The organism is Cupriavidus sp. OV096, assembly GCF_900115455.1.
Classification (GTDB): domain Bacteria; phylum Pseudomonadota; class Gammaproteobacteria; order Burkholderiales; family Burkholderiaceae; genus Cupriavidus.
Genome location: NZ_FOWM01000012.1, coordinates 163,625 through 178,344, shown reverse-complemented (window position 1 = coordinate 178,344; position 14,720 = coordinate 163,625). Strand labels below are relative to the sequence as shown.

Here is a 14,720-nt window from a genome sequence, read left to right as displayed (position 1 = left end):
ATTGACGAATGGCACGTATCGCAGGGGTTAACATCCCGAACCATAAGCATACCGAAATCGGCCTGACGGCTATTTACGGTGTTGGCCGCTCGCGCGCTCGCAAGATTTGCGAGGCCACCGGTGTTCCGTTTGACAAGAAGGTCAAGGACCTGACCGACGCCGACCTGGAAAAGCTTCGTGACGAAGTGGGCAAGGTCACGGTCGAGGGTGACCTGCGTCGTGAAACCACGATGAACATCAAGCGTCTGATGGACCTTGGTTGCTATCGTGGCGTCCGTCACCGCAGGGGCCTGCCGATGCGCGGCCAGCGTACCCGCACGAACGCCCGCACCCGCAAGGGTCCGCGTAAGGCCGGCGTGGCTCTGAAGAAGTAAAGCCGAAGGCATAGGAAGAAACTAATGGCAAAAGGTCCGAACAACGCCGCCCAGCGCGCGCGTAAGAAGGTCAAGAAGAACGTTGCCGACGGCATTGCGCACGTCCACGCTTCGTTCAACAACACCATCATCACGATCACCGACCGTCAGGGCAACGCCCTGTCGTGGGCGACCGCCGGTGGCCAGGGCTTCAAGGGTTCGCGCAAGTCGACCCCCTTCGCTGCCCAGGTTGCTGCCGAGAACGCCGGCCGCGTGGCGCAAGACCAGGGTATCAAGAACCTGGAAGTGCGCATCAAGGGCCCCGGTCCTGGCCGCGAATCGGCTGTCCGCGCACTGAACGCGCTGGGCATCAAGATCGCCGTGATTGAAGATGTGACGCCGGTGCCGCACAACGGCTGCCGTCCGCCGAAGCGCCGCCGTATCTAAGCGCCCGGTTGGTCCGGAGGCGAGCAGGGTTTCTCGCTCGTCCCCCGAGATGTGGTAATATCGCGCGTTGACCTGCTGCAATTCATTGCGGCAGGTTTTCGTTTTGCGTTCACGCTTTGCAGGGTGCCAGGTAACCGGCGCACTCGGTGTGGGCGATCGTCATGCTTTTGCGTTGCCTCCGCGTGGCCCAGGCCGCTGCGGATGAAGAACCATAAGCCCACCGTCCGTCACATGCAGATGACGGACTCGCGGCGCGTCCGAATGGCGTCGCGATCGATCAAAGGAAGATAAAGTGGCACGTTATACCGGCCCGAAGGCCAAACTTTCCCGCCGCGAAGGCACAGATCTGTTCCTGAAGAGCGCCCGTCGCTCGCTGGCCGACAAGTGCAAGCTGGACAGCAAGCCTGGCCAACACGGCCGCACCTCGGGTGCCCGTACGTCCGACTACGGCAACCAGCTGCGTGAAAAGCAGAAGGTCAAGCGTATCTACGGCGTGCTCGAACGTCAGTTCCGCCGCTACTTCGCCGAAGCCGACCGCCGCAAGGGCAACACGGGTGAAAACCTGCTGCAACTGCTGGAATCGCGCCTGGACAACGTCGTGTACCGCATGGGCTTCGGCTCGACCCGCGCTGAAGCGCGTCAGCTCGTGTCGCACAAGGCGATCCTGGTGAACGGCATTGCCATGAACGTGCCGTCGGCCCAGATCAAGTCCGGCGACATCATTACCGTGCGCGAACAGTCGAAGAAGCAAGTGCGTATCGCTGAAGCACTGTCGCTGGCCGAGCAGTCGGGTTTCCCGACCTGGGTGGCCGTGGATTCGAAGAAGTTCGAAGGCACCTTCAAGCAAGCCCCGGATCGCACCGATATTTCGGGCGACATCAACGAAAGCCTGATCGTCGAATTGTATTCGCGTTAATCGCCGAACCGATCATCGGACGATTCAGCGCTTGCCCCTACCGCAAGGCTTCGCTTTCAGCCCGACGCGCCGTTTGGCGCGCCGGGCTTATTGCCCATCGTGCGATGGGATTTTCGGGTTCCAAACGTCAGCCTTATCGGTGTAACGAGCCGAGGGTATTGAAAAGGACAACCTAATGCAAACAGCACTCCTCAAGCCAAAAATCATCGCCGTCGAACCGCTTGGCGACCATCACGCCAAAGTCGTGATGGAGCCGTTCGAGCGCGGCTACGGCCATACGCTCGGTAACGCCCTGCGTCGCGTGCTGCTGTCGTCGATGGTCGGCTATGCCCCGACCGAAGTCACGATCGCTGGGGTGGTCCACGAGTATTCCACCATCGATGGCGTGCAAGAAGACGTCGTCAACCTGCTCCTCAACCTGAAGGGCGTGGTGTTCAAGCTGCACAACCGCGACGAAGTCACGGTGTCGCTGCGCAAGGATGGCGAAGGCGTTGTCACGGCTGCCGATATCGAGCTGCCGCACGACGTCGAGATCATCAACCCGGGTCACGTGATCGCCCATCTGTCTGCCGGCGGCAAGCTGGACATGCAGATCAAGGTCGAGCAAGGTCGCGGCTACGTGCCGGGCAACGTGCGCAAGTTCGGCGACGAGTCGGGCAAGGTCATCGGCCGCATCGTGCTGGACGCGTCGTTCTCGCCGGTCCGCCGCGTGTCGTACGCCGTGGAATCCGCTCGTGTGGAACAGCGTACCGACCTGGACAAGCTGGTGATGAACATCGAAACCGACGGCGTGATCTCGCCCGAGGAAGCGATTCGTCAGTCGGCCCGCATCCTGGTTGACCAGCTGTCGGTGTTCGCCGCGCTGGAAGGTACCGAGTCGGCCGCCGAGGCCGCCTCGAGCCGCACGCCGCAGATCGATCCGATCCTGCTGCGTCCGGTGGACGACCTCGAGCTGACGGTGCGTTCGGCCAACTGCCTGAAGGCCGAAAACATCTACTACATCGGCGATCTGATCCAGCGTACCGAGAACGAACTGCTCAAGACCCCGAACCTGGGTCGCAAGTCGCTGAACGAGATCAAGGAAGTCCTCGCCTCCCGTGGCCTGACGCTCGGCATGAAGCTCGAGAACTGGCCGCCCGCAGGTCTGGAGAAGTAATTGGCGGCGCGGGATTCCGGCAACGGGGTCCCGCCTGTCATCGCGCCAAGGGCATGTTGCCTGCGGCATTGAAGCACTACCGGCCCGCGCCCGTGCCTTTGCATTGGCGATAGAAGAGCTGGTCAAACACTGAAATCGAAAGGAATCATCATGCGTCACCGTCATGGTTTGCGGAAACTGAACCGCACCTCGTCGCACCGTCTCGCGATGCTGCGCAACATGTCCAACTCGCTGTTCCAGCACGAGCTGATCAAGACCACCCTGCCCAAGGCCAAGGAACTGCGCAAGGTTGTCGAGCCGCTCATCACGCTGGCCAAGAAGGACACCGTTGCCAACCGCCGTCTGGCTTTCGCCCGTCTGCGCGACCGCGACATGGTCACCAAGCTGTTCACCGAACTGGGCCCGCGCTACAACGCTCGTCCGGGCGGCTACACCCGTATCCTGAAGTTCGGCTTCCGTCAGGGCGACAACGCGCCGATGGCGCTGGTCGAACTGGTGGATCGTCCGGAAATCACCGAAGCCCCGGCTGAAGAAGCTGCGGAATAAGTGATAGCCGTGCCCGTCCTCGCTGACGGGCAATCGAGCACCGCTTTACAATTGAGCCAGGCTTTTGCCTGGCTCTTTTGTTTTTGGCGACGTTTTCCGAGAATGACATGACCGTTTCAGAATCCGCTCATATCCAGCCGGCCGGCGAGGCGGCAGAATCGGTGCTCGTGGCGATGACGAACCTGCCAGACGAGGCCTCGGCGGCGCGCCTGGCACGGGCAGTGCTGGCGGCCCGCGTGGCGGCCTGCGTGAACCGGCTCGCGCCGTGCCAGTCCGAGTACTGGTGGCAGGGCAAGCTGGAGCAGGCGCAGGAATGGCCGTTGCTGATCAAAACCACGCGCGTCCAGTATGCGGCCCTTGAGGCGGTGATCCGCGCCGAGCATCCTTATGATGTGCCGGAGCTCGTCGCGTGGCCGGTTGGAGCAGGATTTGCGCCATATCTGGCCTGGGTGCGGGAGGAAGCCAGCGGCATGCCCACTGGCGACGCCAACGCGCCGCGCTAACACTTTGAAGAATCGGAAAAGCGACATGGGATCGACGGGAACGGGCATCGGCATGGGGTGGAACGCCGTTGCGGAATGGCAAATGCAGGGTCGGCGGGTGCGGCAAATCGTCGCAATGCTGCTGATGCTGTGCGCCTGCCTGATGCTCGGGCGCGTGGCCCATGCCGCGACCGAGGAGGATTTCCTGCCGCCCGAGAAGGCATTCCGGTTCGCGGCGAAGCAGGTGGACCCGCAGACCATCGAAGTCCGCTTCGATGTGGCCGATGGCTACTACATGTACCGCGAGCGGTTTGCGTTCGCCACCCAGCCGGCCACGATCAAGCTCGGGCCGCCAGTGTTGCCGCAGGGCCAGGTTCATTTCGACGAGACCTTCGGCAAGGACATGGAGACCTATCGCGGCAGCGTGGTGGTGCGCGTGCCTGTGGTCCAGGCCCCCGCCGATGGCAGCTGGTCGCTGGTCGTGACCTCGCAGGGCTGCGCGGACAAGGGGCTCTGCTATCCGCCGATGGAGAGCATTTACAAGGTGGGCGGGTCGGTGCTCGGCAACCTGTTCGGCGACCGTACGACACCCGCACCTTCCACGCAGGCGCCGGCAACGCCTGACCAGCCTGCTGCATCCGCTAAGGCGCCGCCGGTCACATCCGGGGCCATCGCACTGCGGGATGACAACGATCGCATTGCCGGGGCGCTGGCAAGCCGCAATCTGGGTCTCATCGCCGCGCTGTTCTTCGGACTGGGGCTCCTGCTGACCTTCACGCCGTGCGTGTTGCCGATGGTGCCTATCCTGTCGTCGATCGTTGTGGGCGAGCATGTGACGCGCGGTCGGGCGCTGCTAGTCTCTCTGGCCTACGTGCTGGGGATGGCGGTGGTCTACACCGCTGTGGGCGTGGCGGCCGGCCTCGCCGGCGAAGGGCTTTCCGCCGCGCTGCAGAACCCGTGGGTGCTAGGCGCATTCGCCGCGCTGATGGTGGCGCTCGCGCTGTCGATGTTCGGCCTCTATGAACTGCAACTGCCCCAGCGCTGGCAGACACGGCTCACGGCATCCTCAAACCAGCGCCAGAGCGGCCAGATTTTCGGCGCTGCGGCCATGGGGGCGATTTCGGCACTGATCGTCGGCCCGTGCGTGACCGCGCCACTGGCCGGTGCGCTGGCCTATATCGCCCAGACTGGCGATGCGTTCACCGGCGGTGCGGCGCTCTTCGCAATGGCCATTGGCATGGGGGTGCCCCTCGTGCTGGTGGGCGTGGGTGCTGGCAACCTGCTGCCCCGTGCGGGCAAGTGGATGGAGGCTACCAAGCGCTTTTTCGGATTTCTGCTACTTGGCGTCGCGCTCTGGATGGTGACGCCCGTGGCGCCGGTGTGGGCCGTGATGGTTGCCTGGGCCGCGCTGCTAGTCGTGGCGGCGGTCTATCTGGGAGCTTTCGATGCGCTTGGCCCCGACCCGCGCGGACTGATGCGGCTGGGCAAGGGCCTGGGCCTGCTGGCCGCGCTGGCGGGTGCGATCCAGCTGGTGGGGCTCGCCTCGGGCGGACGGGATCCGTTGCAGCCGCTGTCCCACCTCGGGGTGGTGACTTCGGGTACCGCACCGCAGGCGCGTGCGGATCACATTCGATTCGAGCGCGTCCGTTCGGTGGCAGAACTTGACGCCCGCGTGGCGCAGGCAGCCGCCAGTGGTCGGCCGGTGTTGCTCGACTTCTATGCCGACTGGTGCGTGAGTTGCAAGGAAATGGAGAAACTGACTTTTCCGGATGCGAAGGTGCGCGCCAGGCTTACCGACGTCGTTCTGTTGCAGGCGGACGTCACCGCCAACAATGCCGACGACCGCGCGCTGCTGAAGCGTTTCGGGCTATTCGGGCCCCCTGGGATCATCCTGTTCGGCCCTGATGGGCGCGAGCGCCCGGTCCGCGTGATCGGCTATCAGACGGCCACGCGCTTCCTGGACAGCCTCGAGCGCGCGCTCGGCCCCAAGACGCGTACCTGAACCAGCGTCAGCGGTCCAGCCAGCGGCCAATCGCCCAGATCGTGCCGATGGTGGCCACCACGCCGCCCATCAGGCCGATCGACCACCAGAACCCGTTCGCCTCCCGCAGCCACGGCATTCGATCGAAATTCATGCCGAAGACGCCGGTAATCAGGGTCAGCGGCATGAACAGCGCGGTGATGACGGTCAGCGTGCGCATGGTGCGATTGGTCCGATGGGCCACTGCCGAGAAGTGGATCTGCACTGCCGACTCGATCGAGTCCTCCAGTCGCCGGGCGTGGGCCAGTACGCGCAGGATGTGCTCCATCAGGTCCGCGATGCGGACCAGCAGGACCTCATCGCGGCCCGCCACCACCGTGCCTTCGCCGCCGTCGCCGACGGCAGGATCGTTACTGCTGTAGCGATTGTCGAGCAGGCTGTCGCGGAATTCCTGGAGCGCGTCGCGCTGCTCCTCGCTCAGGTGCTCGAGCCGGCGCAATTGGATCCGGGCGTCGAGCAGACCTTCCCAGCTCGAGAAGTTCTTCTGGGTGCTGAGCAGGGCGCGTTGCCAGCGGTCCAGCTGGCGAGTGAGTGGCGCGCGCAGGTCGAGGTAGCGGTCCACCATCGCATTGAGCAGCCGCAGCATCAGGTCCTCGGGTCGCGTGGGCGGCCGCACGCCATGCACGAGCGGCGTCTGGCCATTGGCGCGCGCGGAGACGGGGCGAGGGGCGCCGCATAGTTCGAGCAGCCGCTGCCGGACCTGGTCGACGGTCCGGGAGGGCCCGGGGCGCACCGTCACCAGCACGCTGTCGAAGACGAAGAAGGTCACGGGCTGGGTGTCGATGCGGGCCAGCGCCGGCAGGAAGCCGGCCGGATACTTGCGCGCGGGCTTCTGCGGCGCGGCGGCGGGTGGCGCAGCAGGCGCCACTGGCACGGTTGCCGCAGGCGAGCCCGCCACGGCAGCCATCCCCGCCGCCGGCATAACCGAGGCTCCGGGCGTACTCACTGCTGCGCCCAATGCAACCCCGCCGGCGCCAGCGTGCGCAGCGTCGGCTTCCGCGAAGAGCCTGCTCGTTTCAAACGTGAGCTTGCGGAAGATCATCATGTCGTACGCATTGGTCGTGTCGAAGAACGACGGATGCGTGGGATTGATGGCATCGACCAGGTGCAGGTCGTGGATCGGCGAGCCGGTCAGGCCCGCCAGACGATCGCGCCACGCGGCCGGCGCCGGGCTGACTTCGTCGAAGAGAAAGTCGGCCCAGACAAAGCGCGCGGCGACGTTGCCGGCCAGGAAGTCGTGGGCCTCGTCCAGCGTGGCCAGTGGATGGACCTGGCTGGCCGAGAAGCCAAGCAGTTGCATGCGAGGGGATCAGCCGGCCAGCAGCCGCGCGGCGTCGCGCGCGAAATAGGTCAGGATGCCATCGGCGCCGGCGCGACGGAACGCCAGCAGCGACTCCATCATGACCTTGTCGTGGTCCAGCCAGCCGTTCTGCGCCGCCGCCTTGAGCATGGCGTACTCGCCGCTCACCTGATAGACGTAAGTCGGGAAGCGGAACTCGTCCTTCACGCGCCGCACGATGTCCAGGTAGGGCATGCCGGGCTTCACCATGACCATGTCGGCGCCCTCCAGGATGTCCTGGGCCACTTCGCGCAGCGCCTCGTCCGTGTTGGCGGGGTCCATCTGGTAGGTCATCTTGTTGCCCTTGCCCAGATTGGCCGCCGAGCCCACCGCGTCGCGGAACGGGCCGTAGAACGCCGACGCATACTTGGCCGAGTACGCCATGATGCGCGTGTGGATGTGCCCGGCGTCTTCCAGCGCCGCGCGCACGGCGCCGATGCGGCCATCCATCATGTCGGACGGCGCGACGATATCCACGCCGGCCTCAGCCTGCACGAGTGCCTGCTTGACCAGGATCTCGACCGTAATGTCGTTGATCACATACCCGTTGTCATCGAGCACGCCGTCCTGGCCGTGGCTGGTGTACGGGTCCAGCGCCACGTCGGTCAGCACGCCCAGTTCGGGGAAGCGGTCCTTCAGCGCGCGCACCGCACGCGGCACCAGGCCTTCGAGGCGCGTGGCCTCGATGCCATCAGGCGTCTTGATCGACGGATCGATCACAGGGAACAGCGCGATCACCGGAATGCCGAGCTTCACGCAGTCTTCGGCGATAGGCAGCAGCAAGTCCACCGACACGCGCTCCACGCCGGGCATCGACGCCACTTGCTGGCGCTGGTTCTGGCCTTCCAGGATGAAAACCGGGTAGATCAGGTTGTCGGGCGAGAGACGATTTTCACGCATCAGACGGCGCGAAAAGTCGTCGCGACGCATGCGGCGGGGGCGGTACTCGGGGAAAGTGGACATGTCGGGATCGAGGCAGATTTCTGAACGGAAGCGGGACGAATGCGGGGCGCGCGTCACCGCGAAACCCCGCGGCCAGCCATCTCGATCGCGCGCCGAAAGAAAAACTAAACTTTTGTGCCTGCCCGCTATCATACTCGCGGACACCTTGTGTTGCTTCGCGCAGCGCGGGTGTCCCCCGCTACTCCTCCCTGAGCGGGTACCCGCCCTGAACCGGTGGGAAAGTTCGTCCCCGTTGCTTGCAACGGGGCTTTTTTTTGCCGGTTCGATGGCGGCCCGCCGGCTCAGGCGGCGGGCGCCTCCGGGGCCACGGGCGGCTGGGCCTCGGGCAAGGACAACCATCCGGCCACTACGCGCTGGGCTTCCTCGATGCCGCGACGCTTGAGGCTCGAGAACAGCTGGGCGCTCATCGGCGGGGGATTGTCCATCTGGGTCGAGTACTCGGCCAGGATACGACGCGTCTCGCGCAGGGCGTTGGCGTTTTCATTGTTCGTGAGCTTGTCGGCCTTGGTCAGCAGCACATGGATCGGCCGCCGCGTGGGCAGGAACCACTCCACCATCTGGCAGTCGAGATCCGTGAAGGGGCGCCGCGCGTCCATCATCAGCACCAGGCCGGCCAGTTGCTGGCGCGTCTGGACGTAGTCGGACAGCAGGCCCTGCCAGTGGAACTTGGCCGAACCGGACACCTCGGCGTAGCCGTAGCCGGGCAGGTCGACGAGGAAGGCCTGCGGGTCCGGTACCTTCACCGGCGCCACCGAGAAATAGTTGATGTGCTGCGTGCGCCCGGGCGTGCGCGAGGAGAACGCGAGCCGCTTCTGGTTGCACAGGATGTTGATGGCCGTCGACTTGCCGGCGTTGGAGCGGCCGGCGAAGGCCACCTCGGGGACGGCCGTGGCGGGCAGGTCGCGGAGGTGGTTGACGGTAATAAAGAAGCGAGCCTGGTGTAGGAGCGACATGCGGGTGGTGCGTTGAAGCACGGTGAGGCGTTGAGGCGGACGAGCGCGCGCGCCGGGGGCGCGCGGGCGGAATGCTCGCGCCGCGGGAAGGGGAGCCGGGACGGCTGGTGCGCCGGTGCCACACGGGCAGGGCCAAGACCTGAGCCAAGTCAATCCGGAAAGCGATTTATTGTACAATAACCCGGTTTACGGTCTCCTGAGCGGGTGACGTGTGGCATCCTTGCGGGTTGTAGTGCAGGGTGTCCTGTCCGGTCCGGGGCACCTTCGTGTATCCCGTTCCATCATGATCGGATGCACGATGCTCAGGCCCTTGCAATAAGGCGCGTCCTCACCGCCAGCAGGGGCAGATCGGCATGCATTACGGTGTTCATAACAATTCTGACAAGGTGTGTGCGAATGAACCGCATTGCGAAACTTCTGGGAGTCATGGCGCTGGCTGTTCCGGCCGCCGCGATGACAGGGCTGGCATCTGCCGCAGAGCAGGCCGCCGCCAAGGCTGATCCCGCCAAGGGCGAAACGCTGTACACCCAGGGCGCGCCCGATCGCAATGTTCCCGCATGTCTCTCCTGCCACGGCGCCGCCGGCAATAGCGGCGCGGCCGCCAATCCCAAGCTGGCAGGCCAGCAGGCTGAGTACACCCACAAGCAACTCTCCGATTTCAAGGCCAAGACGCGTACTAACGCCATCATGACGCCGTATGCCTCCGCCCTGAGCGATCAGGAAATGAAGGACGTCGGTGCGTACCTGGCCAAGCAGCAGCTGAAGCCGGCCACGGCGAAGAACAAGGATACGATCGAGGCCGGGCAGAAGATCTACCGCGGCGGTATCGCGGCCAAGGGCGTGCCCGCGTGCGCGGCCTGCCATGGCCCGACCGGCGCCGGCATCCCGGCCCAGTACCCGCGCATCGGCGGCCAGTATTCTGAATACACCGAAGCGCAGCTGGTGGCGTTCCGCCAGGGCACCCGTAAGAATAATTCGGTCATGAGCACGATCACAGCCAGGATGTCGGATGCCGAGATCAAGGCCGTGGCGGATTACGTCGCTGGCGTCCGTTAAAGTCGTACCGGCCCACGCGCCACGGCACCTCCAGCGGTGAACCGGACGCGCGGGCAACAATCGAAGAGGGTGGCCCTGCCTGCAAGCGGGACCACCCTTTTTTCATGTTTTTGCGACGTCAGCCGCATGCTGCACCGGCATTACCCAGAAACCTGTCACCGCCCATGTCCACCCCATCCACTTCAGGGCTGCACCTGAAGACCCCCCACCGTGTGCTGCGCGACGGCGTGGAACTGCTGTCCTCGATGCGCTTCGCCATCACGCTGCTGACGGTGATCGCCATCGCCAGCATCATCGGTACGGTGCTCAAGCAGAACGAGCCGTATCCAAACTACGTCAACCAGTTCGGGCCGTTCTGGGCGGACCTGTTCCACGCGCTGTCGCTCCAGAAGGTCTACAGTTCCTGGTGGTTCCTGCTGATCCTGGCGTTCCTCGTGATTTCCACGTCCCTGTGCATCACCCGCAACGGTCCGCGGATGATTGCCGACATGCGCTCGTGGAAAGACCATGTGCGCGAACGCAGCCTGCGCGCGTTCCACCATCGTGCCGAGTACGAGGCCCCGCGCGGCCGCGAGGAGGCGGTGGGCAGGCTGACCGCGCTGCTGCGCAACCGTGGCTACCGCGTGAAGCCGGTGGCACACGAGGGGGCCACGCTGCTGGCGGCCAAGGCCGGGGCAGCGAACAAGCTCGGCTATATCCTGGCGCACACGTCCATCGTGGTGATCTGCATCGGCGGCCTGCTCGATGGCGACATGCTGATCCGCGCCCAGATGTGGTTCGGCGGCAAGAGCCCAATCGACGGCAACGCCATCATCAGCGAGATTCCGGCCAAGCACCGCCTGTCGGCCAGCAACCCCGGGTTCCGGGGTAATGCCTTCGTGCCCGAGGGCGCCACGGTGTCCACGGCCATCCTGAACATTGCCGATGGCGCGCTGGTCCAGGACTTGCCGTTCACGATCACGCTCAAGAAATTTTCGGTGGATTACTACACCACGGGCATGCCGAAGCTGTTCGCCTCGGATGTGGTGGTGACGGACCGCGCCACGGGCAAGCAGACCGAGGCAACGATCAAGGTCAATGAGCCGCTGATCGTCGATGGCGTGGCAATTTACCAGTCGAGCTTCGAGGATGGCGGCTCCAAGCTCAAGTTCGTGGGCTATCCGATGTCGGGCGCGGCGCACCGCACCTTCGCGCTGGCTGGCACGGTCGGCGGCAACGCCAAGCTGGCTGGCACCGGTACCGGGGCGGATCAGGAGGATCTGACCGTCGAATTCAGTGATTTTCGACTGATGAATATCGAGAACGTCACCGATGCCTCGGGCAAGCCCGACGCTCGGGGCGTGGCGCGCAAGTCGCTGAACCAGACGCTCGAGCAGCACCTGGGCGCGGCGGCCAGCACGGACAAGGAGAAGACGCTGCGCAACGTCGGCCCGTCGGTGCAATACAAGCTGCGCGACCGCACCGGCCAGGCGCGCGAATACAACAACTACATGGTGCCGGTGCAGCTGGAGGGCCAGTCGGTGTTCCTGGCCGGCATGCGGGAGTCGCCGAGCGAGGCGTTCCGCTACCTGCGCATTCCGGCCGACGACCAGAACGGCGTGGGCGACTGGATGCGCCTGCGCGCGGCGCTGCAGGACAGCGCGATGCGTGGCGAAGCCGCGCGCCGCTTTGCGGCCATCTCGATGCCTGGCGCCGATAAGGACACGCTGCGCAAGCAACTCGCCGAGAGCGCCCAGCGCGCGATGGACCTGTTCGCCGGCGCCACGCGCAGCGCGCCCGATGCGCCGCCGGGCGGCTTCACCGCCATCGCCGCGTTCCTCGAAAAGTCCGTGCCGCCCGCCGAGCAACAGAAGGCGGCCGATGTGCTGCTGAGGATTCTCAATGGCTCGATGTGGGAATTGTGGCAACTGTCGCGTGAGCGCGACGACCTGCCGGCCATCGCGAACGACGCGAAAAGCGGCGCTTTCCTGCAGCAGGCCATCAACACGCTGTCGGACAGTTTCTTCTACGGCGCGCCGGTTTTCCTGCAGCTCGATGACTTCCAGCAGATCAAGGCCAGCGTGTTCCAGATGACGCGTGCGCCGGGCAAAAACATCGTGTATCTTGGCTGTTTGCTGCTCGTTCTTGGCGTTTTTTCGATGTTCTACATCCGCGAGCGGCGCGTGTGGATCTGGATCAAGGACAGTGCCGCGCAGGGGCCGGACAATGCGGCGCAGCAGGCCGGCAGCCATGTGCTGATGGCCATGTCGACGCAGCGCCGGACGATGGATTTCGAGAAGGAGTTCACGGCACTGCGCGACGATATCGGACGCGCAGCCGGCGCGGGGCCATCGCCGGGGACGCACCCGTCGCACCCCTCAGCCGATTCGTCGGCACATTGATGCGCACCGATCACCGGGATTCACGGCATCAATGCCCGGTGATATGCGGGTGCGATCGATATAGTACATATGCATAACTCCCAAAAGCGCAGGAAATAGAGCAGGAATGTCATGTCGTCCAATGTCAACCACGCCAACCCGGGCCTGAACCCGTCGCGCGCCAACGCTTCCAATGCCGCCAACGCCTCGATGGCGGATGCATCGGAGGCCTACCTCGAACCCTCGTTCCTGCGCCGGCTGGGCTGGCTCGACTGGGCCTTCGCGCTGTTGCTGGTGGTGGGCGCCGGGTTTGCGCTCACGCGCTACGGCGCCTGGATGAATGTCTACGACAAGGCCGTGCTGGTGGCCGCCGTGCCCACCTTCGCGCTGCTGGGCTGGCACTGGAAGGCGGTGCGGCCGCTGATGGTCGGCATGGCCGTGCTGGCGCTGTTCGCGATCCAGCTCTACCAGGGCGACCTCGCTCGCGCTGAGCAGGCCTTCTTCCTCAAGTACTTCCTGTCGAGCCAGTCGGCCATCCTGTGGATGAGCGCGCTGGTCTACCTGTCCACGCTGTTCTACTGGGTTGGTTTCCTCGCGCGGTCCGATACCGGCTCGAGTATTGGCAGCAAGCTGCTGTGGGCGGCCGTGGTGCTCGGCTTCACGGGCCTGCTGGTGCGCTGGTACGAGTCGTACCTGATCGGCGCGGACATCGGCCATATTCCCATCTCGAACCTGTACGAAGTCTTCGTCCTGTTCACGCTGATCACCTCGCTGTTCTACCTCTATTACGAACGCCGCTACGCCACGCGCGCGATGGGGCCGTTCGTGCTGCTGGTGGTGTCGGCGGCGGTGGGTTTCCTGCTCTGGTACACGGTCACCCGCAACGCGCAGGAGATCCAGCCGCTGGTGCCGGCGCTGCAAAGCTGGTGGATGAAGATCCACGTACCGGCGAACTTCATCGGCTACGGCACGTTCGCGCTGGCGGCGATGGTGTCGGTGGCGTACCTGCTCAAGGAGCGCGGGATCCTGGCTGAACGGCTGCCGTCGCTGGAGCTGCTCGACGACGTCATGTACAAGGCCATCGCGGTCGGCTTCGCGTTCTTCACCATCGCCACCATCCTGGGCGCGCTCTGGGCCGCAGAGGCCTGGGGCGGGTATTGGAGCTGGGATCCGAAGGAAACCTGGGCGCTGATCGTCTGGCTCAACTACGCGGCGTGGCTGCACATGCGTCTGATGAAGGGCCTGCGCGGCACGATGGCGGCGTGGTGGGCGCTGGTCGGCCTGCTGGTCACGACGTTCGCGTTCCTGGGCGTCAACATGTTCCTGTCGGGGCTGCATAGCTACGGCGAACTCTGACGCTGAGGTCTCCCGCTTGATCGACGAAGGCCCGCTTTGCTCAAGCGGGCCTTTTTCTTTGTGGCTACCCGGTAGAAAGTGCTGCATTGGGCTTTTATTGACGCCTGCACCACATTTTTTTTACTTTTCGGGAATAAACGGATCACATCAGGTGTTTACTGAGGAAGTACGGCGTCGACTGGCGGCGCCGCCCTGGAGAAAAGGAGACCCAATGATGACCACTCATCGTCACACCGCTGCATCGCTGCTGCGTCCCGCCCTGCTGGCCGTGGCTTCCGCGTCCGTCGTGCTGCTGGGCGCGTGTTCCAGCATGGGCATGGGCGGCGGCAACATGCCTCCGACCGTCAAGGTGACGAACGGCGCGCTGACCGATCCGCAGGGCCTGACGCTGTACACGTTCGACCGCGACCCGGCGAATGGCGGCAAGAGTGTCTGTAACGCCACTTGCGCGACCAACTGGCCGCCACTGCTGGCGGAACCGGGCACCAGCGGCACGGGCAGCTACACCATCATCACGCGTGACGACGGCACCCGCCAGTGGGCCTACAAGGGTATGCCGCTGTATCGCTTCGCCAAGGATGCCAAGGCTGGCGACCGCGCCGGCGATAACCTCAATAACGTCTGGCACGTCGCCAAGCCCTGACCGTCTACGCATTGCTCCCCGGGCCACGTCCGGGGAGATGTCGGACGGCAAACGGCGGGGAAATAGTTGTCAGGTTTCCCCGCACCATCCGACCAAGCCCCATGTCCAA

Annotated in this window: 14 protein-coding genes; 11 read left to right on the top strand and 3 right to left on the bottom strand. The window is 64.7% G+C overall.

Annotated elements, in window-relative coordinates; genetic code table 11:
• The first annotated feature begins 8 nt into the window (after positions 1–8).
• The 7 genes from rpsM (at position 9) to dsbD (ending at position 5,902) form a co-directional block, all read left to right on the top strand.
• Positions 9–374, top strand: coding sequence for a 30S ribosomal protein S13 (gene rpsM / locus BM115_RS22410; protein WP_092299405.1), 366 nt, complete (start codon positions 9–11; stop codon positions 372–374).
• Between the two features lie 24 nt (positions 375–398).
• Entirely contained in the window at positions 399–800 is a 402-nt protein-coding gene (gene rpsK / locus BM115_RS22405; protein WP_008642963.1) for a 30S ribosomal protein S11, read from the top strand.
• Positions 801–1,092: 292 nt separating this feature from the next.
• Positions 1,093–1,716 carry a 30S ribosomal protein S4 gene (gene rpsD / locus BM115_RS22400; RefSeq protein ID WP_092299402.1) on the top strand — a complete coding sequence of 208 codons (624 nt, stop codon included), beginning with the start codon at positions 1,093–1,095 and terminating at the stop codon, positions 1,714–1,716.
• A 175-nt stretch (positions 1,717–1,891) separates the two neighbouring features.
• Complete coding sequence (gene rpoA / locus BM115_RS22395) at positions 1,892–2,872, top strand: DNA-directed RNA polymerase subunit alpha (protein WP_092299399.1); 981 nt, start codon at positions 1,892–1,894, stop codon at positions 2,870–2,872.
• A 150-nt stretch (positions 2,873–3,022) separates the two neighbouring features.
• Complete coding sequence (rplQ, locus tag BM115_RS22390; RefSeq protein WP_011299296.1) at positions 3,023–3,418, top strand: 50S ribosomal protein L17; 396 nt, start codon at positions 3,023–3,025, stop codon at positions 3,416–3,418.
• 107 nt (positions 3,419–3,525) lie between these two features.
• A complete protein-coding gene (cutA, locus tag BM115_RS22385; protein WP_143093933.1) occupies positions 3,526–3,921 on the top strand; it encodes a divalent-cation tolerance protein CutA in 396 nt (131 codons plus the stop codon).
• 52 nt (positions 3,922–3,973) lie between these two features.
• Entirely contained in the window at positions 3,974–5,902 is a 1,929-nt protein-coding gene (gene dsbD, locus BM115_RS22380) for a protein-disulfide reductase DsbD (RefSeq protein ID WP_092299506.1), read from the top strand.
• Between the two features lie 7 nt (positions 5,903–5,909).
• Here dsbD and BM115_RS22375 read toward each other — a convergent pair whose 3' ends face one another.
• The 3 genes from BM115_RS22375 to yihA all read right to left on the bottom strand — a co-directional run bounded on the left by BM115_RS22375 (position 5,910) and on the right by yihA (position 9,196).
• Positions 5,910–7,241 (bottom strand): magnesium transporter CorA family protein, encoded by a 1,332-nt coding sequence (locus BM115_RS22375; protein ID WP_092299396.1) that lies wholly within the window; start codon positions 7,239–7,241, stop codon positions 5,910–5,912.
• Positions 7,242–7,250: 9 nt separating this feature from the next.
• Positions 7,251–8,243, bottom strand: coding sequence for a porphobilinogen synthase (hemB, locus tag BM115_RS22370; protein WP_092299393.1), 993 nt, complete (start codon positions 8,241–8,243; stop codon positions 7,251–7,253).
• A 281-nt stretch (positions 8,244–8,524) separates the two neighbouring features.
• A complete protein-coding gene (yihA, locus tag BM115_RS22365) occupies positions 8,525–9,196 on the bottom strand; it encodes a ribosome biogenesis GTP-binding protein YihA/YsxC (RefSeq protein WP_092299390.1) in 672 nt (223 codons plus the stop codon).
• A 396-nt stretch (positions 9,197–9,592) separates the two neighbouring features.
• On the opposite strand from yihA, the gene BM115_RS22360 reads away from it, so the two are divergent.
• From BM115_RS22360 to BM115_RS22345, 4 genes are all read left to right on the top strand, one after another.
• On the top strand, positions 9,593–10,252 hold the full coding sequence (locus tag BM115_RS22360) for a c-type cytochrome (protein WP_092299387.1): 660 nt from the start codon (positions 9,593–9,595) through the stop codon (positions 10,250–10,252).
• 164 nt (positions 10,253–10,416) lie between these two features.
• Positions 10,417–12,633: a cytochrome c biogenesis protein ResB gene (locus tag BM115_RS22355; RefSeq protein WP_092299383.1), complete on the top strand. Its 2,217-nt coding sequence runs from the start codon at positions 10,417–10,419 to the stop codon at positions 12,631–12,633.
• Between the two features lie 111 nt (positions 12,634–12,744).
• Complete coding sequence (gene ccsB, locus BM115_RS22350) at positions 12,745–13,968, top strand: c-type cytochrome biogenesis protein CcsB (RefSeq protein ID WP_092299380.1); 1,224 nt, start codon at positions 12,745–12,747, stop codon at positions 13,966–13,968.
• Between the two features lie 214 nt (positions 13,969–14,182).
• A complete protein-coding gene (locus BM115_RS22345; protein WP_092299503.1) occupies positions 14,183–14,611 on the top strand; it encodes a COG4315 family predicted lipoprotein in 429 nt (142 codons plus the stop codon).
• Positions 14,612–14,720: the final 109 nt, after the last annotated feature.